A 23,921-nucleotide genomic window follows, 5' to 3' on the forward strand; every position below is an offset into this window, starting at 1 on the left:
ACCCACCCGGTCGAACGGGCGGTTATATATGGGTGGTGGCGGCCGAAGGCCGGTTCAGCATCGCCATCAGTTCGCGCCGCGTATCCGAATTGGTGCGGAATACCCCCAGCATGCGGCTGGTCACCATCGATACGCCGGGCCGATGCACCCCGCGCGTGGTCATGCATTGGTGCCCGGCCTCCAGGATCACCGCGACGCCATGCGGTTGCAGCACATCGTTGATCGTATTGGCGATCTGCGCCGTCAGGCGTTCCTGGATCTGCAGCCGGCGGGAAAAGGCCTCGACCACCCGCGCCAGTTTCGAAATCCCCACCACCCGCTTGCCGGGCAGGTAGGCGACATGCGCGACGCCGATGATCGGCACCATGTGGTGCTCGCAATGGCTTTCGAAACGGATGTCGCGCAGCAGCACGATCTCGTCGTAGTCATCGACTTCCGAGAAGGTGCGCGACAGGATTTCGGACGGGTCCTCGGCATAGCCCTGGAAGAATTCCTCGTACGACCGCACTACGCGGCCCGGCGTATCGAGCAGCCCTTCGCGGGCGGGATCTTCGCCCGCCCAGCGTAGCAGGGTGCGGATCGCGTCTTCCGCCTCCTCGCGAGAGGGACGGGGCAGGGGAACCGTGTCGGTGGGGGTCATGAGCCTGTCTTGCTGGGGGCGTGCCGGAGCGGCGCCCTTAATGAATGATGGCGGGGTGGTACGGGCAATCCAGGCTGAACGGCGGAATCCGCACGTCGAACTGCTGGTGCGCCTGCGGGCGGATCATGTGGAACTGCCCGCGCATGAAGCCGGTGGGCGTCTGCAACGCCGCGCCGGATGTGTATTCGAAGGCCTGGCCGGGCTCCAGCACCGGCTGTTCGCCGACCACGCCGTCACCATGGACATGTTCCACCCGGCCGGTGGCGTCGGTGATTTCCCATGTGCGGCGCAGCAACTGGACCGTGTCGCTGCCGTGGTTCTCGATCCGGATGCGATAGGCCCAGGTGAAGCGGTGTTCCTCCGGCTGGGACTGGTCGTCCAGCCAGAAGGCCCGGACGACCACGCGGATCGCGCCGGTCGTCGCCTCGTAGCACGGGGCGCCGTCCATGGCCTCGGCCAGGGCGGCGTCCGGGTCGGGGTCCAGTCCGGGGGGCGGCGGTCTGTCTTGGGCCATGGCGCGTTCCTGCCTGCGTCAGCGTGACCGAAGGGCGGCCAGCCCGCGATCCAGATCATCCTTCAGATCGGCGCTGTCTTCCAGACCCACCGAAAAGCGGATCACGCCGTCGGTGATGCCCAGTCGTGCCCGTTCCTCGGCGCCGATCTTCATGTGCGTGGTGGTGGCCGGGTGCGTCACCATCGATCGCGCATCACCCAGATTGTTGGAAATCGCGATCAGCCGCAACGCGTTCATGAAGGCGAAGGCGCCCGCCTTGCCGCCCGCGACCTCGAAGGCGACCAGGGTGGAGGCGCCGCTCATCTGCGCCTGCGCCAGCGCGTATTGCGGATGGTCGGGCCGGTCGGGATAGAACACCCGCGTCACCCCCTCGGCGCCGGCCAGGTGATCGGCGACGGCGGCGGCGTTGTCGGTCATTGCCCGGACGCGCAGGGCCAGCGTCTCCAGCCCCTTCAGCATCACCCAGGCATTGAACGGCGACAGGGCGTCGCCGGTATGCGGGGTGAAGGGCTGCAGGGTATCGGTGATCCAGTCCTTGCGGCCCAGCACCGCGCCGCCCAGGACGCGCCCCTGGCCGTCGATATGCTTGGTGCAGGAATACACGACGACATCCGCCCCCAGTTCCAGCGGCTTCTGCAGCAGCGGGGTCGCGAAAACATTGTCGACCACCACCAGGGCTCCGGCCCAGTGCGCCAGGTCGGAAATGGCGCGGATGTCCAGGATGTCCAGCATCGGGTTCGACGGGCTTTCCAGCAGGACCGCCGCCGTGGGCCGCGCCAGGGCTTCCGCCCACGCGTCCATGTCGCCCCCGTCCACGAACACCGTTTCCACCCCGTAGCGCGGCAGCAGGTTGGCGACGATCCAGTGGCACGACCCGAACAGCGCGCGCGACGCCACCACCCGGTCCCCGGCCTTGACGTGCGACAGCAGCGCGGACGACACCGCCCCCATGCCCGTCGAGGTCGCGATGCAGGCCTCGGCCCCTTCCAGGTCCGCCAGGCGCTTCTCCAGCGCCTCGACGGTGGGGTTGCCGAACCGGCTGTACTGATAATGCGTCACGTCGCCGGTGAAGGTCGCCTCGGCCTGTTCGGCATTGTCGTAGACGAAGCCCGATGTCAGGAACATCGCCTCGCTCGTCTCGCCGAACGGGGTGCGCTCGACGCCGGAATGCAGCAGGCGGGTCGCGGGGCGGTAGGCTCGGTCGGTCGAATCGTTGCTCATCATGAGCTCCCGGAACAGAATCGTCAGAAAGGCCGGGCCTCGGGGCATCCGGTGTCGAACCGATCCGGCGGCCCCGCGTCCCGACGCGAAAATCCGACCGTGGAAACCGTGACGCCCGCGGATTCTGGCGGAAGTCAGGCCTCTTTAGCGCGTCTGTTTAACCTCGTCGCAAGCCGGCCGATCCAAATCACGAGGGCCCGCCGAACCCCAGGCCCGCCGGACGACAGGGTTATCGCGGATCGGGGCGCCGCTCGTCAACCATCGCCGCCCCGCGCGGTCGACGGCGGCGGAACGGATTGCATCGTCCGGCTCGCTGGGCTATAGGGGCCGCTGCGCCGCGGGTGTAGTTCAATGGTAGAACGGCAGCTTCCCAAGCTGCATACGAGGGTTCGATTCCCTTCACCCGCTCCACGCACTCCCCCGTCTTTCCTGTGTCGGCCCCGTTACTGCGGCGGCGGTGCCTTGTGGTGCTGGGCCTGGTAGTGTTCGATCGACTGGCGCAGATCGTCGGCGGGCGGGGCGGGCATGGTGTCGCGATAGGTCGTGCCGTTCCACACCCAGCGATCGGTCCCGTTGATGATCAGGTCGTGCATCCCGCCATGCGTGCGGCGCGACAGCGAAACCGGGCCGCTGACCGAATCCAGGACCTTGATCCAGTCCTGCTTGTCCTTGCGCAGATAGACCGACGTCGAACAGCCCGCCGATCCGCACAGGTCGGCCGACTGCAACTGCACGAACAGCGCGCTGTCCCCCGCCCGGGTCGACAGGGGGGCCGACCCGACCAGCACCACGGGCGTATTCCCGCGCCGGGCCGCCGCCGCCAGGTCGCCCGCGTTCAGCAGCCGCGCCGCCCGGTCCAGCACGCTGTCCGGCTGTTGCGTCAGCGTGACGGGGCCGCCCATCGTGGCGGGATGCGACGGGTGACGTGGCGCGGCGCCCCGCGCGGGGCCGAGCGCCAGCATCGGCATGATGACCGGCAGGAGAAGGGGCAGGATATGACGAGGCGGGCGGTTCATGCGATGAGGTTCCGTCGGTTCGCGTGGGCGCTGGCTCGGGGTCCCGGAGCCGAATCCGGGCAGGACAAGGGTAGTAACGCATGAACGAGACCGAAAGGACACGGCCGGGCCTGTATCGGCATTACAAGGGCGGCCTGTACACGCTGATCTGCGTCGGCCGGCACTCGGAAACCGAGGAATGGCTGGTGACCTATCGCAGCGAGGCCCGTGGCGATTACTGGGTCCGGCCCCTGGCCATGTGGGTCGAGGACGTCGATGGCGTTCCCCGCTTCAGCCCCCTGTCCTGACATGTGGCGGCTGTTGCGTTTTGGAATCGGTCACCGCACCATCGCCGCATGGTCCGACTCGTTCCCGTCTGCGCCCTGGCCGCCGGCCTGGCCGTTTCACTGATCACGCCCGGGGTGGCCGCGTCCCGGGCCGCACCGGTCCAGCCCGACGCCGCCTCGGCTGCCTTCGACCGCATCCGGACCGATCCGGCGCGGCTGGACGACGTGCTGCGCGCCATGCCGAAGGGCGCCGACCTGCACAACCATCTGGCGGGCGCGGTCTATGCCGAGAGCATGCTGGACTGGGCGGCGCAGGACGGGCTGTGCGTCTCGCCCGCGCTGGGGCGCATCCTGCCGGGCAATTGCGGCCCCGCGCCGGTCTCGGGCCGGGTCCGCGCCGCCGACCTGGCCGCCCGTCCCGACGACCGGGCCGACATGATCGACGCGCTGTCGATGCGCGATTTCGTGCCGACCGCGACCGACCGGTCCGGGCATGACCATTTCTTCGCGACCTTCGACCGGTTCATGCCGGTACAGATGACCCATGGCGGCGACATGCTGGCCGAAGCCGTGACGCACGCGGCGGGCGATCACGTCCTGTACCTGGAACTGATGGTGTCGCCGCAGCTCGGCCCGGTCGCGGGACTGGGCACACACCTTCCCTTGCAGGGCGACGGGTTCGCCGACGTCGATCGCGCCATCGCCCCGGCGCTGCCCGCCCTGGTCGCGGCGGCACGGCAGGAGGTCGATGCGATGGAGGCGCGCATGCATGCCGTCCTGCAGTGCGGCACGGACCAGGCCCGCCCCGGCTGCTCGGTCGTCGTGCGCTATCTGTACCAGACCATCCGCACCATGCCCCCGGCCATGGTCTTTCCGCAGCTTGATTTCGGCTATGCGCTGGTCAAGGCCGATCCCCGCTTCGTCGGCGTGAACATCGTGGCGCCGGAAGACAACGCCATCGCCATGCGCGACTACGGGCTGCATATGCGCATGTTCGGCTGGCTGGCCCGGCGCGATCCGCAGGTGAAGCTGTCGCTGCATGCCGGGGAACTGGCGCCCGGCCTGGTCCCGCCCGAGGGGCTGCGCACCCATATCCGACAGGCGGTGGAAATCGCCGGCGCCCGCCGGATCGGCCACGGGGTGGACATCCTGCATGAAGACGATTCCGATGGGCTGATGGCCGAAATGGCGCGTCGCCGCGTGATGGTGGAAATCAACCTGACCAGCAACGACGTCATTCTCGGCGTGGCCGGCGCGGCCCATCCCTTCCGCGCCTATCGCGCCGCCGGGGTGCCGGTCGCGCTGTCCACGGATGACGAGGGCGTGTCGCGCATCGACCTGACCCGGGAATATGACCGCGCGGCGACGACCTATGCGCTCGACTACGCCGCGCTGCGCGACCTGTCGCGCAGCGGGCTGGAATATGCCTTCGTCCCGGGGGACAGCCTGTGGCGGCAGACCGCGCCCTACCGCATGGTGGCGGCCTGCGCCGCGGTGCCGCCCGGCCCCGCACCCGCCGCGGGTGCCTGCCACGACGTGCTGGCCGGCAGCGAGAAGGCACGGCTGCAATGGACGCTGGAGGCCCGGCTGCATGACTTCGAGGCCGGGATGATCCGCGATGCCGGCGCGGGCGCCGCACCCCGCCGCCAGAAAGGAAACGGATGATCATGATCGGCCGACCCACATGGATGGTCTCCTGCCTTGCCCTGCTGCTGGGCATGGCCGGGGCGGGCACGGCCCAGGCGGCACGAATTCCGGTGCGCGTCGTCGTCGTCACCACGTTCGAGGTCGGCAACGATACCGGCGACGTCCCCGGCGAATTCCAGACCTGGGTGGAGAAGCTGCCCCTGCCGCAGGTCCTGCCCGCACCAGGCACCTGGCACGGGGTGATGCGCTACAATCCCGACCTTCAGGTACTGGGCATCGCCAGCGGCGAGGGGCCGGAACATATGGCCTCTTCCATCACGGCGCTGGTCCTCGACCCGCGTTTCGACCTGCGCCATGCGTATTTCGTACTGGCCGGCATTGCCGGGATCGACCCGAATTTCGGTTCGGCCGGATCGGCCGTCTGGGCCCCGCGCGTGATCAATGGCGGGCTGGCGCACATGGTCGATGCCCGTGAAATCCCCGCCGGCTGGCCGGACGGCTTCACCCCGGTGCAGGGCAGCGTCCCGGACGAACAGCCGGTGCCGCCGCTCCATTCCCTGTCGGGCGACATGGCCTACACGCTCAATCCGGCGCTGGTCCGCTGGGCGTATGACCTGACACGCGCGGTGCCGCTGGCCGACACGCCGGCCCTGCGGGCGATCCGCGCCCGCTATGCCGGCTATCCCCAGGCGCAGAAGCCACCCACCGTCCTGCTGGGTGATACCGTGTCCAGCGAGACCTTCTGGGTCGGCGCGCGGATGAATCGCTGGGCGGAACGGTGGGTGACATACTGGACCAAGGGGCAGGGCACGTTCGCCACCACGGCCGAGGAGGATGTCGGCTTCATGCAGGCCCTGACGCTGCAGGCCCAGGCCGGGCGCGTGGACCCGGACCGCGTACTGATCCTGCGCACCGCCAGCAATTACGACATGCCCCCGCCCGGCCAGACGGCTGCTGCCCTGCTGAAGTCCGAGGCGACCGAGGGCGGGTATTCCGGTTATCTGCCCTCGGTCGCCGCTGCCTATCAGGTCGGCAGCGTGGTGGTGCGGGAACTGGCGCTGCGGCCGCCGGGGCCGTAACGTACCATCCCGCCCCGGCTTACCGTGGCCACCCGGCCACGATCCTTTCCGCCAATTGTTCCAGCACCGCCTGGGTCAGGCGGGCGGTGTCCCCGTCCGTCGCGGCCGCGCCGGCCTGGGTGAAGGCCGCGCGGCTGTGCAGGATCGGCAGGTTGGCGTCATGCGGGATGATCGACCAGTCGGCTTCCAATGACGCGGTGCCGTCCCGCGTGACATCCAGCCGGCTGATATTCACCGCCAGCCGCCACGTCGCGGGCAGGCTCTGCGGCTGGTCGGTCACGAACAGATCCGTGCGGCCCCGCGCCAGTTGCGCGGTGATCAGGTCGGTGGCGCCCAGCGACAGCCGGCTGGCCCAGCGGCCGGTGGCGCTGCGTTCGATCTGGTTGCCCGCGCGCACGACGATATCCTGCCCGTCCAGATAGTCGGGCAGGGTGACGCGCGCGACCTCGACGACCGGCGTGGCGGGCGTGACGATGCCGGTCGGAACCGCCCCGGTCGCGATCGCCGGCGCCCCCAGCGTGTAGAACCGCACGGGCGGGGACGCACAGCCCGCCAGGAAGGCGGGAACCACGAGGAATGCAAGCCGGGGCAGGGCAAGCCGGGCCATCCGGCGATTGCGGCGGGTCATGGGCGGCGTCCCATCAGCAGAAGTTGTGGATTGCGCTCGACATCGCTGGCAAAGCCGCGCAGCGCGGCGGCGGCGGCCGAAAGGTCGCGCAGGGTCGAATCGATGTTGGCGCGGTCGGCCGAACGCGGCGACGTCATGTCGCGCAGCCCGGCCAGGCTCTGGCGTGCCTGGATCACCGTGTCGTTGGCATTGCCCAGCAGCACATGCAGGTCGGCCCCCCGCGCGTCCAGTTGCCGGGTGCCGGTGGTGGCCAGCGTGTCGATGCTGCCCAGCGTGGTGTCCAGCCGCCGCTGCAGGTCGTCGATGGCGCGGGTCGCGGTGTCGACGGCGGCCCGCGAATGGTCGGACGTCTCCCTCACGCTGTCCACCAGCGGCGGCAGGTCGCCATCCAGGCGTTCGGCCAGTTGGCGGATGCTCTGCAGCGCGGCCTGGGCGTTGTCCGCCAGGTCCTTCAGCGGAAGCTGGCTCAGGGTTTCCTGCACCTTCTGGATGGCCGATTGCCGGGTCGGGATTTCCGTTCGGGTCGCGATGTCCGGGTGCAGCACGGCGGGCGAGGCCGGGTCGAAATCCAGGTCGATCTCGGCCTGTCCGGTGACGAAGCTCTGCAGGTTCAGCGACGCGCGCAGGCCGTGATCGATCAGGTCCCGCAGGGTCAGGGCGGTGCGGCGATGGTCCTCGCCGGTCAGGGTCACCCGGCCCGGCTGCACCTCGATCGTCACGGGGATGTAGGCGCCATGGGTCCTGGCGTCATATGTGATCGAAATCCCGTCCACGGCACCGACCCGCACCCCGCGAAAGGTGACCGGCGCGCCGATGCTCAGGCCCGATGTGGACCCCTGGAAGACCACGACGGCCTGCTTGGTGCTGGAAAAGATGTTGAAATTGCCGAAGAACACCAGCGCCGCCATTCCCAGCGCGACGCCGCCGATGACGAATGCGCCAACGGCTGTTTCCTTGTTTGCCATGGGTCAGTCGGTCCTTCCGGACTGGGTTTCGGTACGTTCGCGGTGCATGAAGGCGTGGACCTGCGGGTCATCGCAGTGATCGCGCAGCCAGGACGGGGCCCCGTGCGCGATCGGTGTCCTGGTCTGCGCATCGAGGAAGATGCCGTCATCGGCAATGGTGAACAGGCTGGGCAATTCATGGCTGACGATGACGATCGTCGCCCCCAGCCCGTCGCGCAGGTTCATGATCAGATCGTCCAGCCGCGCCGATGTGATCGGGTCCAGCCCCGCCGAAGGCTCGTCGAAGAACAGGATGTCCGGGTCCAGCGCCATCGCCCGCGCCAGTCCGGCGCGCTTCTTCATCCCGCCGCTGATTTCCGACGGATACTGGTCGATGGCATGCAGCATGCCGACCAGGCCCAGCTTCAGTTCCACCTGGCGGCGGACCGTGACCGGGTCCATGTGCGTCAGCATCTGCATCGGCAGCGCGACATTCTCGCCCACCGTCAGCGAACTCCACAAGGCCGCGCTCTGGAACAGCACGCCGAACCGGCGGCTGACCTCCACGCGATGGGTGTCGTCCGCCGCCCAGTAATCCTCGCCGTCGACCAGGTAGCGGCCCGCGGTCGGGCGCAGCAGCCCGATCATGCTTTTCAGGATGGTACTCTTGCCGCAGCCCGACCCGCCCATCACGGCGAAGATGCTGCCGCGCCGTACGTTGAAGGTGACGTTCTGCTGTACGACCTTGGGCCCGAACGCCAGCGTGACCCCGTCCAGCGCCATCAGGGTTTCGGGCTGTGCCGCGTGGGAATCGGTCATGCGTCAGATCCCCAGGGTCGTGGCGATGACGGCGAAGATCGCATCCAGCGTGATGACGCCGACGATCCCCACCACCACGGCCCGCGTCGCCGCCACGCCGACATCGGCGGCGCTGCGCCCCGACCGTAACCCGATCCGGCAACTGGTCAGCCCGATCAGAATGGCGAAGAAGATGCTCTTGATGAAGCCGAACTCGAACTGGTTCAGTCCGACGGCATTGATCGTCTGGTGGAAATAGCCCGCCCCGGTGACGGCCAGCATGCTGATCGCCACCGTGAAACCGCCCAGCATGCCGATCAGGCAGCCATACAGGTACAGAAACGGCATGGTGGCCACCAGCCCCAGGATCGAGGGCAGGATCAGGTAGCTGGAAACCGGGATGCCGAAGACCGTCAGGGCGTCGATTTCCTCGTTGCCCTGCATGGTCGCGATGCGCGCGGCGTAGGCCCCGCCGGTGCGCCCCGCCATGATGATCGCGGTCATGACCGCCGACATCTCGCGCACCATGGCGATGCCGACCAGGCTGGCGACATAGATGTCGGCGGCGAACTTGCGCAACTGCACCGCGCCGACGAAGGCCAGGATGGCGCCCACCAGGAAGTTCACGACACTGACGATCAGCAGCGCCGACGGCCCGGCATCGCGGATGTTCGACATCAGGTCGATCGACCGCATCCGCCCGCGTCCGGTCACGGCCTCCAGGCCGCCGCGTGCCGTCTCCACGCCCAGTTCGGTCACGGTGCCGATCTCGGTCAGGCTCTCGATCGTGAATGCGCCCAGCGCGGTGACGGGGGCGAAGGTGCGGGGCCGGGGCGTCGGCGGTGGCGGTGGTGCTTCCGGCAGCAGGTCCAGCAGCTTGCGCGCGGAATCGGGCAGCGTGTCGGTGCGCAGGTCCAAATGGGCCTGGGTCGCCCGCTGCTTCAGATCCCACAGGAAGGCGATCAGCCCGGTATCCCACCGTCCCAGCGCATCGCTGCGGAAGGTCAGCGGCCGGCCGGGCGCGGCCTGGCGCAACCCGTCGGGCGGGAACGTGGGAATGGGCCCCCCCGGACCTTGCCCCCCTGGGCAAGCCAGTCCCCCGACAGGACGATCACGGTAGCACCGTCGCCGGTTTGCAGGGACCATTCCGGCTGGCCGTGATCAGTGCTGCTCACCGCCTCTCCAATCGCTTCGATCCTCCATCCTCCTTATCAGATGACGGCGGAGGGACAAGGGGCTGGCAGTATGGCCGGATTTGCGCCCCGTTCAGTGCAGCGGCACCAGGACCCGACCGTGTTCCGGCGGGATGGCGCGCCCCGAATGGATGGCGGCCAGATCGTCCATCACCAGACGGGCGACGGACTGCCGGTAATGGATCGAATCCCAGAAATTGTCGCGCGTTCCGGTGACCGGGCCGGGAATATCGAAATCGACCACCATGGTGCGCGGCGCGGCCCGGGCGATCGCGGTGACGGCGGCACGGCAGGCGGCGCGGGTCGCGGCGACGGTGCTGCCCGGGGCGCCCTGTCTTTCCTTGTCCGTGGGGGGAAACCACAGGATCGTGGTGGTGCCGGCCGGGATGGCGGCGACCAGGCCGGCCAGCATCGGCATCGACACCGGCGGGGCCGCGGGCCCGCGTGCCATGCTGGTATCGAAGATCTCCTTGCGGAACTGCGCCGCGACCCACCTTGGATCGTAGCGGCTGTCGGGTGGCAGGAAGGTGGTATAACCGTCCGTGCCGAAGCGCTGGCGCTTGCGCCCGGTCAGCCACATGAACTGGTTCGCGGCTTCCTGCACCGCGTACAGGCTCATGATGTCCGCGTATCCCCGCCAGGGCGATCCGACATACATCCAGTCCGGCGCGGGCCGGTTGCCGGTGGACAGGTTCCGCGGCGCGGCGAAGCACCAGGCGGCATCGATGTCGATCAGCACGAAGCGGGGCGCCGCATGATGGCGCAGGAACAGGCGCAGCAGGCGATCCTGCTCCCAGGGCGAGGCGCTGCTCATCGCCAGGTTGGCGAAGCGTGCGTCGAACGGCGCATCCATGATGGCGGGTTGCAGCAGGCGGCCGGTCGATGTCCCGACCATGGCGGAATCGAACCGCGCGCTGACGGCCAGGGCCGGCATGGTGTAGCGCGCATTGATGGAAATCGGGACCCGGTGCCAGCGCGGTGACAGCGGCAGCATGTCCCACGGATCGACGATGGCGACGAACAGGTACACCGCCGCCCCCACGCCCGCCGCGGTCGCGGCGAAGAGGACGGCGAAGCGGCGCCAGGCCGCCGGCCCCGCGCCGGATTTCGGGTCAGAACTGGAAATAGATGAAGGCATCGGGTATCCGCCCCCCGATCAGCAGCAGCAGAAGCACGAACGCGACCCCGGCGGGCACGGCGAGCAATGGCGTGGGGCGCAGCATCCGCAATGCCGCGTCCTGCGAGGACGGGCCGACCAGCGCGACCAGGATCGCGATCCAGAAGACCGGTGCCTCGTGCATCCAGGCGCGTCCCACCCCGTTCAGGCCTGCCATCGCGCGCAGCATCCGCGCCGCGGTCGGGAAATCCGGCGCGCGGAACACGACCCATCCGACGATGACGGTCAGCATCGTCACCGCCCATCCCGCCACGCCGGGCAGGCGCAACCCCAGGCGCGTCCAGACATGGTTGACCGACAGGGCCGCCCCGTGCAGCGCGCCCCAGGCGACGAACGTCCAGCCGGCCCCGTGCCACAGCCCGCCCAGCGTCATGGTCGCGACCAGGTTGGCGATCTGCCGCCCCGACCCGTGCCGGTTGCCGCCCAGCGGAATATAGAGGTAGTCACGCAGGAACCGGGACAGCGTCATGTGCCAGCGGCGCCAGAACGCGCGGATGCTGGCGGCGCGATAGGGGACGTCGAAATTGAACGGCAGCCGCAGCCCGAACAGCAGCGCCATGCCGATCGCCATGTCCGAATAGCCCGAGAAATCGAAGAAGATTTCCAGCGTATAGGACAGGGCGGCGATCCAGCCCTGCGCCATGTTCAGGGGCATGCCCTGGGCGGCCTGGTCGAACAGCGGGTTGCAGATCCCGCCCAGCGTGTCCGCCAGTTCCACCTTCTTCGCCAGGCCCAGCAGCAGCAGGATGGCGCCGCGCGACAGGTTTTCCCACAGGTCGGGACCGTGGGGATCGCGCTCGAACTGGGGCACGATCTCGCTATGGCGGACGATGGGGCCGGCGATCAGTTGCGGGAAGAAGGTCACGAATTCCAGGAAATCCAGCATGCTGCGAACCGGGCGGCCGCCGCGCAGCAGGTCGGCGTGATAGGCGATCTTCTGGAAGGTGAAGAACGATATGCCCAGCGGCAGCATGATCGCCCAGGCCTGGTGATGCCAGCCCGCGACCCGCGCCACGCTGTCGGCCAGGAAATTCGCGTATTTGAAAAAGCCCAGCACCAGCAGGTTCAGCACGATTCCTGTGATCGGCCACAGGCGCCGGCCGCTTGCCGCCCATGCGCGGCCCAGGCCCCAGTTGACCAGCGTCAGGGCCACCAGCGCCGGCACGAACCGCCAGTTCCAGAACCCGTAGAACAGCAGCGACGCCCCCACCAGAACCGACTGGCGGGCGATGCGATGGCGGGCGCACAGGTGGAACAGCACCAGCGTCGCCGGCAGGAAACCGAGCAGGAAGCCCTGGCTGCTGAACAGCATTACTGGTGGCGTATGGTCACGACCAGGACGTCGCGATAGGCCGGCCGCGCCGGGTCGATCGGACGTACGGGCGTGACGCCGTGATAGACGCGGTTATCGTCCACCAGGGCGGCATCCAGCGGTTCGGCCAGCATGAAATGCCCCAGCGGGCGCCGGTGCAGGTCGTGGATCGAGGTCTCGCCGCTGGCCACGTTCTCGCGCCGGACCATCAGCACGAAGACCCAGTCCACCCCGTCGCGATGCAGCCCCTCGGGCGTGGGTTCGCCCGGTTCGTCGGCGCGGGCCTCGATGCGGAACTGATGGATCTCGACATGCCAGGCGTCGGGCCGGCCGGCCGGGGGCGTCAGGTCCGTGACCACCCGGTGCAGCAGCCGCAGCACGGCCATCAGCGCGGGATGGGCGCCCACGGCGGTTTCGATGGGGCGGAACCAGCGTTCGATGCCGCCATTCAGTTCGTTGTAGTCGCGGCTCTGGTAATGGGGCTGGTGCTTCTTGCGTTCGACGCCCTGGCCGGACATCGCGTAGGTGGCGTGCCGCCGCCGGCGGTAGCGGCCGCCGTCGGCCATGTAGCGGTCCAGGCCCAGCCGGTTCCAGCTTTCGGCGAACCCCGCCCAGTCCGCCAGGCCGTACGGCTCCAGCATCGCCCGGGTCGTGGCCGCGCGCAGGAAGGCGAAGCCGTCGGTCCGCAGGGGTTCCTCAAGGCCGGTCAGGCCGGCCGGTGTGTGATCGTCGGTCATTGCGATGTGTCCGGATGAGGAACGCCCCCCGGGACGCGCGGCGGAGCGTCGGTCGGGGGCTGGGTATTGCTGTTCGCCGCCGCCGGGGGCGTCACCATCTGGATGCGCAACGGCGCTCCGCCGGTGTTGCCCAGCAGGGAAATGGCGGTGGGGCTGGGGAATTTCACCCCTTCCGCGACCATGCGCAGCCCCAGGCGCCGATAATATTCGCGCGACACCTTCCATTTGTTGCCCGCCGTGGTGCGGAACGATCCCACCAGCTTCGCCCCGTCGCCGTCGGCCTTCTCCACGCCCAGGAAGGCGAAATCCGTCAGGATCATGGGTGCGAACTGCGGGTCGGCCCGCATGCCGGCCACCACGTCGGCCAGGATGGCGGCGACCCGGTCGGGGTCCTCGCTCAGATCCAGCATGAAGGTCACGACCACGACGTTATAGTCGCGCGACGTGTTGGCGATCGAGGTCACGGACGAGAACGGAATGATATGCACGTCGCCCGACGTGGTGCGCAGGCGCAGCGTGCGGATCGACAGATGCTCGACCGTGCCCGAAATGCCGCCCGCCGTGACCCAGTCGCCGACCTGCATGGCGTTTTCCACCAGCATGAAGAATCCGGTGATGAAATCCTTCACCAGGCTTTGCGACCCGAAGGCGATGGCGGCGCCCATGATACCCGCGCCGGTCAGCAGCGGCGCCACGTTCAGGCCGATCTGCGACAGGGTCGTGACCGCGACGATGATGATGATGACGCTGAGCAGCACGGTGCGGATGATCGGCAGCACCGTGCGCAGCCGGATGGCGCGGGATGCCTGCTCGGTGGTCTCGTAGCGGGCGATCTGGTTCTGCAACGCGGCATTCGCGATTTCCCACACCGCGATCGCGATGGTGAAGGCGATGATGATCGACACCAGCGCCGTCATGATCTGCGTGCCCAGCGCGCCGTACAGGAAGAAGGCGACCGCCGGGATGCCCCACGCCTGCAGCAGGATGACCAGGGTGGCGAAGACCAGCAGGATCGACAGCCCGCGCCGCGCATAGGGATAATAATAATCCGCCCGCGCCTGCAGCCCGGGATAGCGGGCCTCGAACTCGTCGCTGACATGAAAGACCCTGTTCTGCAGGCCGAACGCCAGCAGCGACAGCACGCGCGACAGCAGGATGACGACGATGGTCAGGATCGTGGTGCGCCAGATCCACGTGTATCCACCGCGCACATGCATCGCCCAGACCAGCCACAGCGCCAGGTCGAACACCATCGCCGGCAGCCACCAGAAATGCGCCAGATGGCCGACGAAGCTCCAGAACGAGCGGCCCCGGAAGCGGGCCGGCGGCTGCATGGCCATGGCGACGGGCTTGCGGATGCGCCAGATGAACACCGCGATCATCACGTGCTCGGCCAGCACGATGGCGCGGATCAGGGCCTCGGTCCCGCGCGGGGCCAGGTGGAACAGCGCGCCCAGCGACGACAGGCAGACGACGATGGACGGCACGGCCACCAGCACGTTCCACCAGCGCGTCACGATCCGCGCCGTCCGGTCCGATGCCCCGCACAGCCGGATGGTCGGCGATTTCGGCACCATGATCCATCTCGACCACCAGATACATCTGCCCGCGCCGCGACATAGGCGTTGGTCAGGGTCAGCGTGACCAGTTCCGTGACCTCGCCGTCGCCGACGAACGCCGCCCCGGCGTAGCCGATCCCCAGGAACAGGGCCACGGGCAGCAGCTTGTGTCAGCAGATGCAGCAGCGAATACGGAATGCGGCGGATGATGCGCAGCGTTTCGACCTGCTTGCGGACGTCCTGCCGGCGGGTGTCCTGGACCGCCTGCTCGGCCTCCGTCTCCGGGGCCGGCATGGCGGCTTCCGCCGTTTCCTGCTCCGCGCTGCGATTCAGTTGCCGCTCGGCTTCGACGGCGCGGGCGGTCACGGCGCTCAGCGGCCGGCGCAGCGCGATGGCCAGGCCCCGCTCGGCCGCCAGCGCCAGGATGAAGATCAGCCCGGCGCGTCCGAACGCGTCGAACAGGGTCTGGCGCGATTGCGGGCTGGACAGTTCGGAATGGATCCAGTGCCCGACGAAGACCAGGTCGGAAAACAGGCCGATGAATTCACGCGCCTGGTGCAGCGTCACGTCGCGCACGCCCGCCAGTTCGGACATGACGTCGCTGCCCAGGCTGTTGGGCTCCAGCGCCACGTCCGCATTGCCCGCGGCCGGCGCGGGTGCGGCGGCAGGCGCCGAAGCCCGGGCCGGAACCGGGGCTGCCTGGGGCAGGCCCCTGGCGATGGCCGTCAGGGTGCGGGTGAACTCCTCGCGCTTGTGCGGATCGTTCAGTACCCCCAGGACCTGCTGCGCCTGATCGGCGGTCATGGGGGCCTGGGCGGAGGATTGGGTGGCCGGCGCGGCGTCGGCCGCCTGGGCCGGCCGGATCGCGGGCGTTGCCCCGGCCAGCAGCGCCAGGACCAGAATCGCCACATAGGATAGGCCCCGCCGCGGATCGCGACGGACGGAAAAAACCGGCATGCCTGTTCGATACCTCCTGCTGCTCCGCACGGCCCACGGCGGACGGCGAAGCGTGACGATACCCCGGGGACGGTCCCGGGGACACCCCGGGTCATGCGCGCGGGGGAAAACGGCCTTCAGGCGGGCGGCGCGAAGCTGACCAGGGCCTCCTCCTGCCGGCGGATGACGCAGGTGCCGGCCAGCAGGTCGTGCAGCGCCTGCTTGCGCCGGGTCCACAGCACCATCAGGTATCCCAGCCCCATCAGCATGAAGGACAGGAAATGGCCGAAGAACCGGGCCGCCGCACGCCCGATGCCGATCCGTCGGCCCATCAGGTCGGTCACGCGCATATGGCAGGCCCGCTTGCCCGGCGTGGCCTGCAGCGGCGAGGATTCGAACAGGATATAATACAGCGCCGGCAGCACGAACTGCGCGATCTCGTAGAATCCGTGCCCATGCCAATGCCATACCGGCTGGATCGTGGTGTAGGAGTAGGCATAGTCGGCCGGCACGTAACTGGCCTGCACGATGTCGGAAATCTGGTATTTGCCCGTCCCTGGCCCGCTGTTCATCAGCGTGACCGACAGGCTGGGCGCAAACAGCAGCCGGGTGACCCAGCCCAGCATGGTCAGGATGAACGCATCGATCCACCAGGCCAGGACCCGGAACCAGAACCCCGCATAGACCCAGACGAAATGTGGCCGAAGGCTGCCGAACGGGTTGGTGCCAGGCGGCAGGTCGGACATGGGTCGGTCTCCGTGCGATGGCGTCTTAGCTGCGATAGGAACCGTTGATGTCGATATAACCGTGGGTCAGGTCGCAGCTCCAGGCCGTGCCGGTGCCGTTCCCCAGGCCCAGGTCGATGTCGATGTCGATCTCCTGCCCCTTCATGTGGGCCACGACCGGGGTCTCGTCATAACCCGCCACCACGGTGCCGTTGCGGGCGATCCACACGCCGCCGATCCCGATCGACAGCGTGTCGCGATTCGCGGGCTCGCCGCTCTTGCCCACCGCCATGACGATGCGGCCCCAGTTCGCGTCCTGGCCGGCGATCGCGGTCTTGACCAGCGGCGAATTGGCCACGGCCATCGACACGCGCTGCGCCGATTCGTCACTGGCGGCCCCGGTGACCTGGATACGGATCAGTTTGGTCGCGCCCTCGCCGTCGCGCACCACCAGCAGCGCCAGTTCCAGCAGCAGGCTGTCCAGCGCCTCGGCGAATGCCGACAGCGCCGGGTCGGATTCGGACTGGACGGGCGCATTGCCGGCCTGCCCGGTCGCGAACAGCAGCACCATGTCCGAGGTCGAGGTATCGGAATCGACCGTCGTGCGGTTGAAGCTGCGCGCCGTGCCCGCCGACAGCAGCGGTTGCAGGACCGACGGCGGCAGGGCCGCGTCGGTGGCGATGAAGCACAGCATGGTCGCCATGTCGGGCGCCACCATGCCGCTGCCCTTGGCGATGCCCTGGATACGGACCGGCGTGTCGCCGATCGTCGTTTCACGCACCGCCGCCTTGGGGAAGGTGTCGGTGGTCATGATGCCGCGCGCGGCATCCGCCCAGCCGGTTTCGGACAGGGTGGCGTACAGGCCGGGCAGGGCGGTGGAAATCTTCTTGTAGGGCAGGATCTCGCCGATCACGCCGGTCGAGGCCAGGAAGACATGACTGGCCGGGCAGCCGACCAGGCGGGCGGCATCGGCCGCGTTGGCCTGCGTCGCCTCGAACCCGGCACGGCCGGTGAACACGTTGGCATTGCCCGCATTGACCACCAGCGCGCGCGCCAGTCCCTCCGGCAGGGCCGCGCGGCACCAGTCCACGGGCGCGCCGGGGCATTTGCTGCGGGTGAACACGCCGGCGACCGTGGTGCCGGGCACGAATTCGGCCATGACCAGGTCGGTCCGTCCCGTATAGCGGATGCCGGCCGCCGCCGCGCCGAAGCGCACGCCGGCCAGGGCCGGCAGGTCAGGCATCGTACGGGCCAGGGGGGATACGGGAAGGGTTGCCATCGGTTCGGCCTTCTTGCTTCCGCATGATCGGGAAACCGGCCCGCCCCCTGGATGGGGACCAGGCCGGGGTCGGGGGGCGCGCCGGGTGCCCGCCCTTATTTGGCCGCGGCTGCGGGGGCCGGGGCCGGCGTGGCGGGAACCGGCTTGCCGCTGGGGTCGTAGCGGACGACCTTCACACCGGCCACGGCCTTTTCGACCGCATCGCGAACGCCCTGCTGGATCAGCTTCTGGCGGATCTCGTCACGCACCGCGTCCAGTTTGGGCACGTCGGCGGTCCGGGTGTCCAGCACTTCGATGACGTGCCAGCCATATTGGGTGTGGACCGGCGTCTGGCTGAACGTGTGGGGCTTCATCGCGAACGCGGCGTCCGAGAACGCGGGCAGCATGTCGCCCTTCTTGAACCAGCCCAGGTCGCCGCCATTCTGCTTGGCCGACGCCTTGTCGGTCGACAGCTTGGTGGCCAGGGCCCCGAAATCGGCGCCGGCCTTCAGCTGCTTGATCACGTCCTTCGCCTCGGCCTCGGTCGCGACCAGGATGTGGCGGGCGTGGATTTCGGCCTCGGGCTTCTTGTTGGCGTAATGCTGCGTGTAATAGGCCTGCACGGCGGCATCGGTCAGCGTCGGCGTGACCTGCTGCGACAGATAGGCGTTCTGCAGCGCGTTCATCGCGGCGGCATGCATCTGCTGCTGCACGTCGGGCTGCTTGTCCAGGCCCGCATGCGTGGCGGCCGCCTGGATCGCCTTCTGGTCGATCAACTGGTTCAGCAGCATCGGGAAGATCATGTTCGGCGGAAGCTGGCGCAGTTGCGCGGGCATGTTCGCCGCGGCCTGCCGCACGTCGTTCAGGTGGATATCCTCGCCATTCACGCTGGCGACGAGAGGATTCGGATTGGCCGGCGCGGCCGGTGCCGCGGCGGGGGCGGCGGACGCCGCGGGTGCTGCGGCATGGGCTTGAGTGACGGAAAGCGCAGGGACGAGCAGGGCCGCCGCCAGAAAGGAGGCTGCCGGGCTGGAAGGCCGCATATGTTGAATACCCTAGCAGGCTGTCGGATTGGGCGCTGCCGTAGTGATGAGTGATGGCGACGACGGCGTTTATGCGGCCGTCAGTCGCGTGATCCTACGGCAATTATATGCGAGGGCGACGAGCGTCCATTCTGTTGCGACGTTGGGGAGGCCACGGAGATGGAAACGGGTGAAGCCCATGGCGCTCTTGATGATACCGAAGACCGGTTCGACGGTCTGCTTGCGTAAGGCGTAAAGGGCTTTTGCCGGGTTCTGTTGCAGCCTGGCCTTCATTTCCAGGCGCCAGGGCTCGGTGATCCGGCGCGGCTCCCTGGGTGGCGGTTCTGGCCGGAAGTCATAAGGGCGCCGATTCACAGGGCGTCCGATGGCGACCAGCGGGTCCACGCCGCTGGCCTGCAACGTTTCGACGGCTTTGCCGCTGGCGAAACCCGTGTCGGCGAGGACGGTTCGTGGCAGGCCGATCCTCTCCTCCATACCCAGGATGGTGGCGGCGAAGCTGGGCGCGTCCGCCGTCGTCGCAACGACGCCATTTTCCAAGATCAACTGGCTGCCCTCGGCACAAACCACGGCCTGGGCATTGTAGGCTTGCCGGTATTCATGCGCGTCGGAGCGGCGCATCAGCTTGCTGTCCGGATCGGTCAGGTTGATCTGCCGGTCTGGTGGCGGTTCATCGTCCGGTTCTTTCGGCGGCCGACCGCGCCGTCCCCGCTTCGCATCAAAAGCTGCCTTCTTGCGCTCATATTCTGGTCGGGCGGTCTTGGCCTGCTCGCGGGCTTCCGCCTCCAGTCGCGCACAGGCTTCATCCAGCTTTGCCTTCAGAGCCTCCCGCCGGGCCAGTTCCTCCGGCAACGCCTGATGATCCACATCGGTTGTATCCGCCGCCTCTGCCCGTTCCATCAGGGTGGAGATATCGGTGGCCAGTTTCTCGCGCAGCTCTTTCGCGCGATCATAACGAATGGAACGGTATTTCGAGGCATTGGCATCGATCTTCGTGCCGTCGATCGACACCGTGCCAAGCCGCACCAGTCCCGTCTCGCGTGCCAGCAGGAGTACATGCATGAACGCTGCCTCGATCGCCGTGCGGTTGCCGCGCCGGAACGTCGCGATCGTGTCATGGTCAGGATGCAGGTTCGCCGCCACAAAGCGCATACCGATATCACGATATGTCGCCCGTTCGATCCGACGCGATGAGAACACGCCGTTCGCATAGGCGTAAATCAGCAGCGCCAGCATCAGGCGCGGATGATACTGCGCCTTGCCGCCAGTCCGCACAGGAACGGAAAATGCCCTCAACGGCACCCGCTCTACCGCCGCCACGATGAAATGCGCCACATCGTCCGACGGCAGCCATGACTTCAGATCCGGCGGCAGAAGATACGGCTGCGATCGATCAAACGGAATGAAGCTGCTCATCCTGAAAGCTTACCGCAGATCGCCAGAGCCAGGTACCCCAACCCGACAGCCTGCTAGATTATAAAGCGTCCGACGCATCATGGCCGAGCCCGTCCGCTCCTGCAAGACAGCCTCATCGGGCCGGCTTCGGTTGACCGGTGACGGCGCGGGTCCTATCTCAGATGCCGCGCGAGAATGCCATTCCTACAGTTCCAGCCCGTCCGGGGGTCCGGCGGGGGGAGCCGCGCCATCCCGGAAGGTCTACATGTTCGCCAGTCTTGCCCGTGCCCTGTTTGGAACCGCCAACGATCGCTCGCTCAAGGCCTTTCAGCGCCGCGTGCCCGAGATCAACGCGCTGGAGCCGCAGGTCCGGGCGCTGGACGACGCGGCACTCGCGGCGAAAACGGTGGAATTCCGCCAGCGCGTCGCCGCCGGCACGACGCTGGACGCCCTGCTGCCCGAAGCGTTCGCCGTGGCGCGGGAGGCCGCCCGGCGCGTCCTGGGCATGCGCCATTTCGACGTGCAGCTGATCGGCGGCATGGTCCTGCATGCCGGCCGCATCGCCGAGATGCGCACCGGCGAGGGCAAGACCCTGGTCGCGACGCTGGCGGTCTATCTCAGCGCCCTGTCCGGCCGCGGCGTCCACGTGGTCACGGTCAACGACTACCTGGCCCGCCGCGATGCCGAGGAAATGGGCAAGCTCTACGCCTTCCTGGGCCTGACCACCGGGGTGATCGTGCCCAACATGCCCGACGACGAGCGGCGGGCGGCCTACCAGGCGGACATCACCTACGGCACCAACAACGAATTCGGCTTCGATTATCTGCGCGATAACATGAAGTACCGGATCGAGGACATGGTGCAGCGGCCCTTCCACCACGCCATCGTGGACGAGGTCGATTCGATCCTGATCGACGAGGCCCGGACGCCGCTGATCATCTCCGGCCCGGCCGAGGACAGTTCCGACCTGTACCGTTCGGTCGATACGGTCATCCACGAACTGGTCAAGACGCCCGAGGCGTTCGAGAAGGACGAGAAATTCCGCTCGGTGATCCTGACCGACGCGGGCGCCGAGCAGGTCGAGGCCATGCTGCGCGAGGCCGGCGTGCTGATCGAGGGCGGGCTGTACGATATCCACAACATCGCGGTGATCCACCACGTCCAGCAGTCGCTGCGCGCCCACACGCTGTTCGCGCGGGACGTGGATTACATCGTGCGCGGCGGCAAGGTCGTCATCATCGACGAATTCACCGGCCGCATGATGGACGGGCGCCGCTATTCCGACGGCCTGCACCAGGCGCTGGAAGCCAAGGAGCATGTCGAGATCCAGCAGGAAAACCAGACGCTGGCCTCGATCACCTTCCAGAATTATTTCCGCCTCTATCCCAAGCTGTCGGGCATGACCGGCACCGCGATGACCGAGGCCGACGAGTTCGCCGAGATCTACAAGCTGGACGTGGTCGAAATCCCGACCAACCTGCCGGTGGCACGCAAGGACGACGATGACGAGGTCTACCTGACGGCGCGCGAGAAATACGAGGCCGTCAGCACGCTGATCGAGGACATCGCCAAGACCCCGCAGCCGGTCCTGGTCGGCACGACCTCGATCGAGAAGAGCGAATATCTGTCGGAACTGCTGACCAAGCGGGGCATCCGCCACAATGTCCTGAACGCCCGCTTCCACGAGATGGAGGCCACGATCGTGGCCCAGGCCGGCGCGCCGGGCGCGATCACCATCGCCACCAACATGGCCGGGCGCGGCACCGACATCAAGCTGGGCGGCAATGTGGAAATGCGCATCCGCCAGGAACTGGCGGAAATCGAGGACCCCGAGGAACATGCGCGGCGCGAGGCCGAAATCCGCGCCCAGGTCGCCGAATACCATGACATCGTCACCAAGGCCGGCGGCCTGTACGTCATCGGCACCGAACGGCATGAAAGCCGCCGCATCGACAACCAGTTGCGCGGCCGCGCCGGGCGCCAGGGCGACCCGGGCAGTTCGCGCTTCTTCATCTCGCTCGAAGACGACCTGATGCGCATCTTCGGGACCGAGCGCATGGGCGGAATGCTGCAGCGCCTGGGCCTGAAGGAGGGCGAGGCGATCGTCCATCCCTGGATCAACAAGGCCCTGGAGCGCGCGCAGAAGAAGGTCGAGGCCCGCAACTTCGACATGCGCAAGAACACGCTGAAATATGACGACGTCATGAACGACCAGCGCAAGGAGGTCTATGCCCAGCGCCGGGAATACATGGCGGCGGACGACCTGGCGGCGACGGTCCAGGACATGCGGACGGACATCATCCACGACATGGTCGCCCGCCGCATCCCCGAACGCTCGTTCGCCGAGCAATGGCAGAGCGCGGAGCTGGCCGAGGACGCACGCGGTATCCTGGGGCTGGACCTTCCCATTGCCGACTGGGCGCGCGAGGACGGGGTGGACGGCCACGCGGTGACCGAACGCCTGGAACAGGCCGCCCTGCAGGCCCAGGCCGCCAAGGCGGCCAATTTCGGCCCGTCGGTCATGCGCTACATCGAAAAGCAGGTGCTGCTGACCACCTTCGATTCGGTGTGGAAGGAACATCTGCTGGCGCTGGACCAGATGCGCCAGGGCATCGGCCTGCGCGCCTACGGCCAGAAGGACCCGCTGAACGAATTCAAGCACGAGGCCTTCCAGCTTTTCACCGCGATGCTGGACGCCCTGCGCCTGCGCGTGACCTCGACCATGTCGCGGGTCGAGGTCGCGCCCCCGGTGCTGGACAATCCCTTTGCCGGCGTGGCCGAACTGCATGCCGACCCTCATGTCCCCGGCCTTGCCTCCGAACCCGCGCCCGGCCTGATGACGCAGCCGGTCGGGTCCTATGGCGCCGCGACGGCCGACATCGCCGTCGCGACCCCGATCGGCGCGTCGGCGATCATGCCCGACGACCCGTCAAGCTGGGGCGAAACGCCGCGCAATGCGCTGTGCCCCTGCGGGTCGGGCAAGAAATACAAGCACTGTCACGGGCGGATGGGTTGATCGGGAGGCCCGTTTTCTCCCGAAAAAAGAAGATTTTGCATACACTTCAGTAGAGACGAGCCATGGCGGGTCATTCCCAGTTCAAGAACATCATGCATCGCAAGGGCGCGCAGGACGCGCGCCGCGCCCGGCAGTTCGCCAAGGTGATTCGCGAAATCACCGTCGCCGCGCGGTCCGGCATGCCCGACCCGGCATCCAATCCCCGCCTGCGCGCCGCCATTTCCGCGGCCCGCGAAGTCAACATGCCCAAGGACACGGTCGAGCGCGCGATCAAGAAGGCGACCGGCGCCGGCGGCGGTGACGATTATGCCGAGGTCCGGTACGAGGGCTACGGCCCGGCCGGCGTCGCCGTGATCGTCGAAGCCCTGACCGACAACCGCAACCGCACGGCCTCGGATGTCCGCGCCGCGTTCTCGAAGCATGGCGGGTCGCTGGGCGAGACCAATTCGGTGTCCTTCATGTTCACCCGCCTGGGCGTCATCACCTATCCGGCCGCGGTCGCCACCGAGGACGAGATGCTGGAAGCGGCGATCGAAGCCGGCGCCGAAAACGTCGAAAGCACGGACGAGGGGCACGAGGTCACATGCCCCGTGGAATCGTTCTTCGCCGTGCGCGACGCGCTGGAAACCCGCTTCGGCGAACCGTCCAGCGCGAAGTTCGACTGGCGCCCCGGCACCGTCGTGACCCTGGACGAGGACAAGGCGCGCGGCGTGCTGAAGCTGATCGACGTGCTGGACGAACATGACGACGTCCAGGCGGTCTACGCCAATTTCGACCTGCCCGACGACGTGGCCGAGAGGCTGTCCGCCTGACGCCCGCC

General features: G+C 67.9%; 19 protein-coding genes, 1 tRNA gene, 2 pseudogenes and 1 riboswitch. Of the genes and pseudogenes, 6 read left to right on the forward strand and 16 right to left on the reverse strand.

What is annotated here, in order from left to right; all coding sequences use genetic code 11:
• Positions 1–22: 22 nt before the first annotated feature.
• The 3 genes from folE to metZ are packed head-to-tail and all read right to left on the reverse strand — an operon-like array spanning position 23 to position 2,375.
• Positions 23–640 (reverse strand): GTP cyclohydrolase I FolE, encoded by a 618-nt coding sequence (folE, locus tag GDI_RS03690; RefSeq protein ID WP_012223489.1) that lies wholly within the window; start codon positions 638–640, stop codon positions 23–25.
• Between the two features lie 37 nt (positions 641–677).
• On the reverse strand, positions 678–1,154 hold the full coding sequence (gene apaG / locus GDI_RS03695; protein ID WP_012553661.1) for a Co2+/Mg2+ efflux protein ApaG: 477 nt from the start codon (positions 1,152–1,154) through the stop codon (positions 678–680).
• Between the two features lie 18 nt (positions 1,155–1,172).
• The gene (gene metZ / locus GDI_RS03700; protein WP_041249665.1) at positions 1,173–2,375 is read right to left on the reverse strand and encodes an O-succinylhomoserine sulfhydrylase; all 1,203 of its coding nucleotides are present in this window, start codon (positions 2,373–2,375) and stop codon (positions 1,173–1,175) included.
• A 123-nt stretch (positions 2,376–2,498) separates the two neighbouring features.
• Positions 2,499–2,579: riboswitch (SAM riboswitch) on the reverse strand.
• Between the two features lie 133 nt (positions 2,580–2,712).
• On the opposite strand from metZ, the gene GDI_RS03705 reads away from it, so the two are divergent.
• Positions 2,713–2,786 (forward strand) — tRNA-Gly (locus GDI_RS03705).
• 32 nt (positions 2,787–2,818) lie between these two features.
• Here GDI_RS03705 and GDI_RS03710 read toward each other — a convergent pair.
• Positions 2,819–3,391, reverse strand: coding sequence for a hypothetical protein (locus tag GDI_RS03710; RefSeq protein ID WP_012553659.1), 573 nt, complete (start codon positions 3,389–3,391; stop codon positions 2,819–2,821).
• Between the two features lie 80 nt (positions 3,392–3,471).
• On the opposite strand from GDI_RS03710, the gene GDI_RS03715 reads away from it, so the two are divergent.
• Genes GDI_RS03715 through GDI_RS03725 form a run of 3 tightly spaced genes read left to right on the forward strand, consistent with a single transcriptional unit; the run spans position 3,472 to position 6,383 of the window.
• Entirely contained in the window at positions 3,472–3,678 is a 207-nt protein-coding gene (locus GDI_RS03715; protein WP_012223498.1) for a DUF1653 domain-containing protein, read from the forward strand.
• A gap of 48 nt (positions 3,679–3,726) precedes the next feature.
• Entirely contained in the window at positions 3,727–5,322 is a 1,596-nt protein-coding gene (locus GDI_RS03720; protein WP_041249275.1) for an adenosine deaminase family protein, read from the forward strand.
• Entirely contained in the window at positions 5,319–6,383 is a 1,065-nt protein-coding gene (locus tag GDI_RS03725) for a purine nucleoside permease (RefSeq protein ID WP_012553657.1), read from the forward strand. The genes GDI_RS03720 and GDI_RS03725 overlap by 4 nt, the downstream gene beginning before the upstream one ends.
• Positions 6,384–6,402: 19 nt before the next feature.
• Here the strand turns inward: GDI_RS03725 and GDI_RS03730 are convergent, their stop codons facing one another.
• From GDI_RS03730 to GDI_RS03785, 12 genes and pseudogenes are all read right to left on the reverse strand, one after another.
• Positions 6,403–7,011: a PqiC family protein gene (locus GDI_RS03730; protein ID WP_012223504.1), complete on the reverse strand. Its 609-nt coding sequence runs from the start codon at positions 7,009–7,011 to the stop codon at positions 6,403–6,405.
• Entirely contained in the window at positions 7,008–7,976 is a 969-nt protein-coding gene (locus GDI_RS03735; RefSeq protein ID WP_012223514.1) for an MlaD family protein, read from the reverse strand. The genes GDI_RS03730 and GDI_RS03735 overlap by 4 nt, the downstream gene beginning before the upstream one ends.
• Positions 7,977–7,979: 3 nt before the next feature.
• Positions 7,980–8,774: an ABC transporter ATP-binding protein gene (locus GDI_RS03740; protein WP_012223516.1), complete on the reverse strand. Its 795-nt coding sequence runs from the start codon at positions 8,772–8,774 to the stop codon at positions 7,980–7,982.
• A 3-nt stretch (positions 8,775–8,777) separates the two neighbouring features.
• Positions 8,778–9,928: pseudogene (locus GDI_RS03745) on the reverse strand (MlaE family ABC transporter permease).
• Positions 9,929–10,019: 91 nt separating this feature from the next.
• The gene (locus GDI_RS03750; RefSeq protein WP_012553654.1) at positions 10,020–11,084 is read right to left on the reverse strand and encodes a hypothetical protein; all 1,065 of its coding nucleotides are present in this window, start codon (positions 11,082–11,084) and stop codon (positions 10,020–10,022) included.
• Positions 11,059–12,435, reverse strand: a complete 1,377-nt coding sequence (locus tag GDI_RS03755; protein ID WP_012223522.1) for an MBOAT family O-acyltransferase — start codon at positions 12,433–12,435, stop codon at positions 11,059–11,061. The genes GDI_RS03750 and GDI_RS03755 overlap by 26 nt, the downstream gene beginning before the upstream one ends.
• The gene (locus GDI_RS03760) at positions 12,435–13,172 is read right to left on the reverse strand and encodes a 2OG-Fe dioxygenase family protein (protein WP_012223525.1); all 738 of its coding nucleotides are present in this window, start codon (positions 13,170–13,172) and stop codon (positions 12,435–12,437) included. The genes GDI_RS03755 and GDI_RS03760 overlap by 1 nt, the downstream gene beginning before the upstream one ends.
• A pseudogene (locus tag GDI_RS03765) lies at positions 13,169–15,688 on the reverse strand (mechanosensitive ion channel domain-containing protein). The gene GDI_RS03760 and the pseudogene GDI_RS03765 overlap by 4 nt, the downstream one beginning before the upstream one ends.
• 116 nt (positions 15,689–15,804) lie before the next feature.
• Positions 15,805–16,413: an RDD family protein gene (locus tag GDI_RS03770; protein ID WP_012223539.1), complete on the reverse strand. Its 609-nt coding sequence runs from the start codon at positions 16,411–16,413 to the stop codon at positions 15,805–15,807.
• Between the two features lie 25 nt (positions 16,414–16,438).
• Positions 16,439–17,671, reverse strand: a complete 1,233-nt coding sequence (gene argJ / locus GDI_RS03775) for a bifunctional glutamate N-acetyltransferase/amino-acid acetyltransferase ArgJ (RefSeq protein WP_012223541.1) — start codon at positions 17,669–17,671, stop codon at positions 16,439–16,441.
• Between the two features lie 95 nt (positions 17,672–17,766).
• A complete protein-coding gene (locus GDI_RS03780) occupies positions 17,767–18,693 on the reverse strand; it encodes a peptidylprolyl isomerase (RefSeq protein WP_012223543.1) in 927 nt (308 codons plus the stop codon).
• 69 nt (positions 18,694–18,762) lie between these two features.
• Positions 18,763–20,106, reverse strand: a complete 1,344-nt coding sequence (locus GDI_RS03785; RefSeq protein WP_012223140.1) for an IS1182-like element ISGdi13 family transposase — start codon at positions 20,104–20,106, stop codon at positions 18,763–18,765.
• A 244-nt stretch (positions 20,107–20,350) separates the two neighbouring features.
• On the opposite strand from GDI_RS03785, the gene secA reads away from it, so the two are divergent.
• Together secA and GDI_RS03795 are read left to right on the forward strand one after the other, a co-directional pair.
• Positions 20,351–23,101: a preprotein translocase subunit SecA gene (secA, locus tag GDI_RS03790; RefSeq protein ID WP_012223545.1), complete on the forward strand. Its 2,751-nt coding sequence runs from the start codon at positions 20,351–20,353 to the stop codon at positions 23,099–23,101.
• 62 nt (positions 23,102–23,163) lie between these two features.
• The gene (locus GDI_RS03795) at positions 23,164–23,913 is read left to right on the forward strand and encodes a YebC/PmpR family DNA-binding transcriptional regulator (RefSeq protein WP_012553648.1); all 750 of its coding nucleotides are present in this window, start codon (positions 23,164–23,166) and stop codon (positions 23,911–23,913) included.
• The last annotated feature ends 8 nt before the right edge of the window (positions 23,914–23,921 follow it).

The sequence above is a fragment of the Gluconacetobacter diazotrophicus PA1 5 genome (genome assembly GCF_000067045.1).
GTDB lineage: Bacteria > Pseudomonadota > Alphaproteobacteria > Acetobacterales > Acetobacteraceae > Gluconacetobacter > Gluconacetobacter diazotrophicus.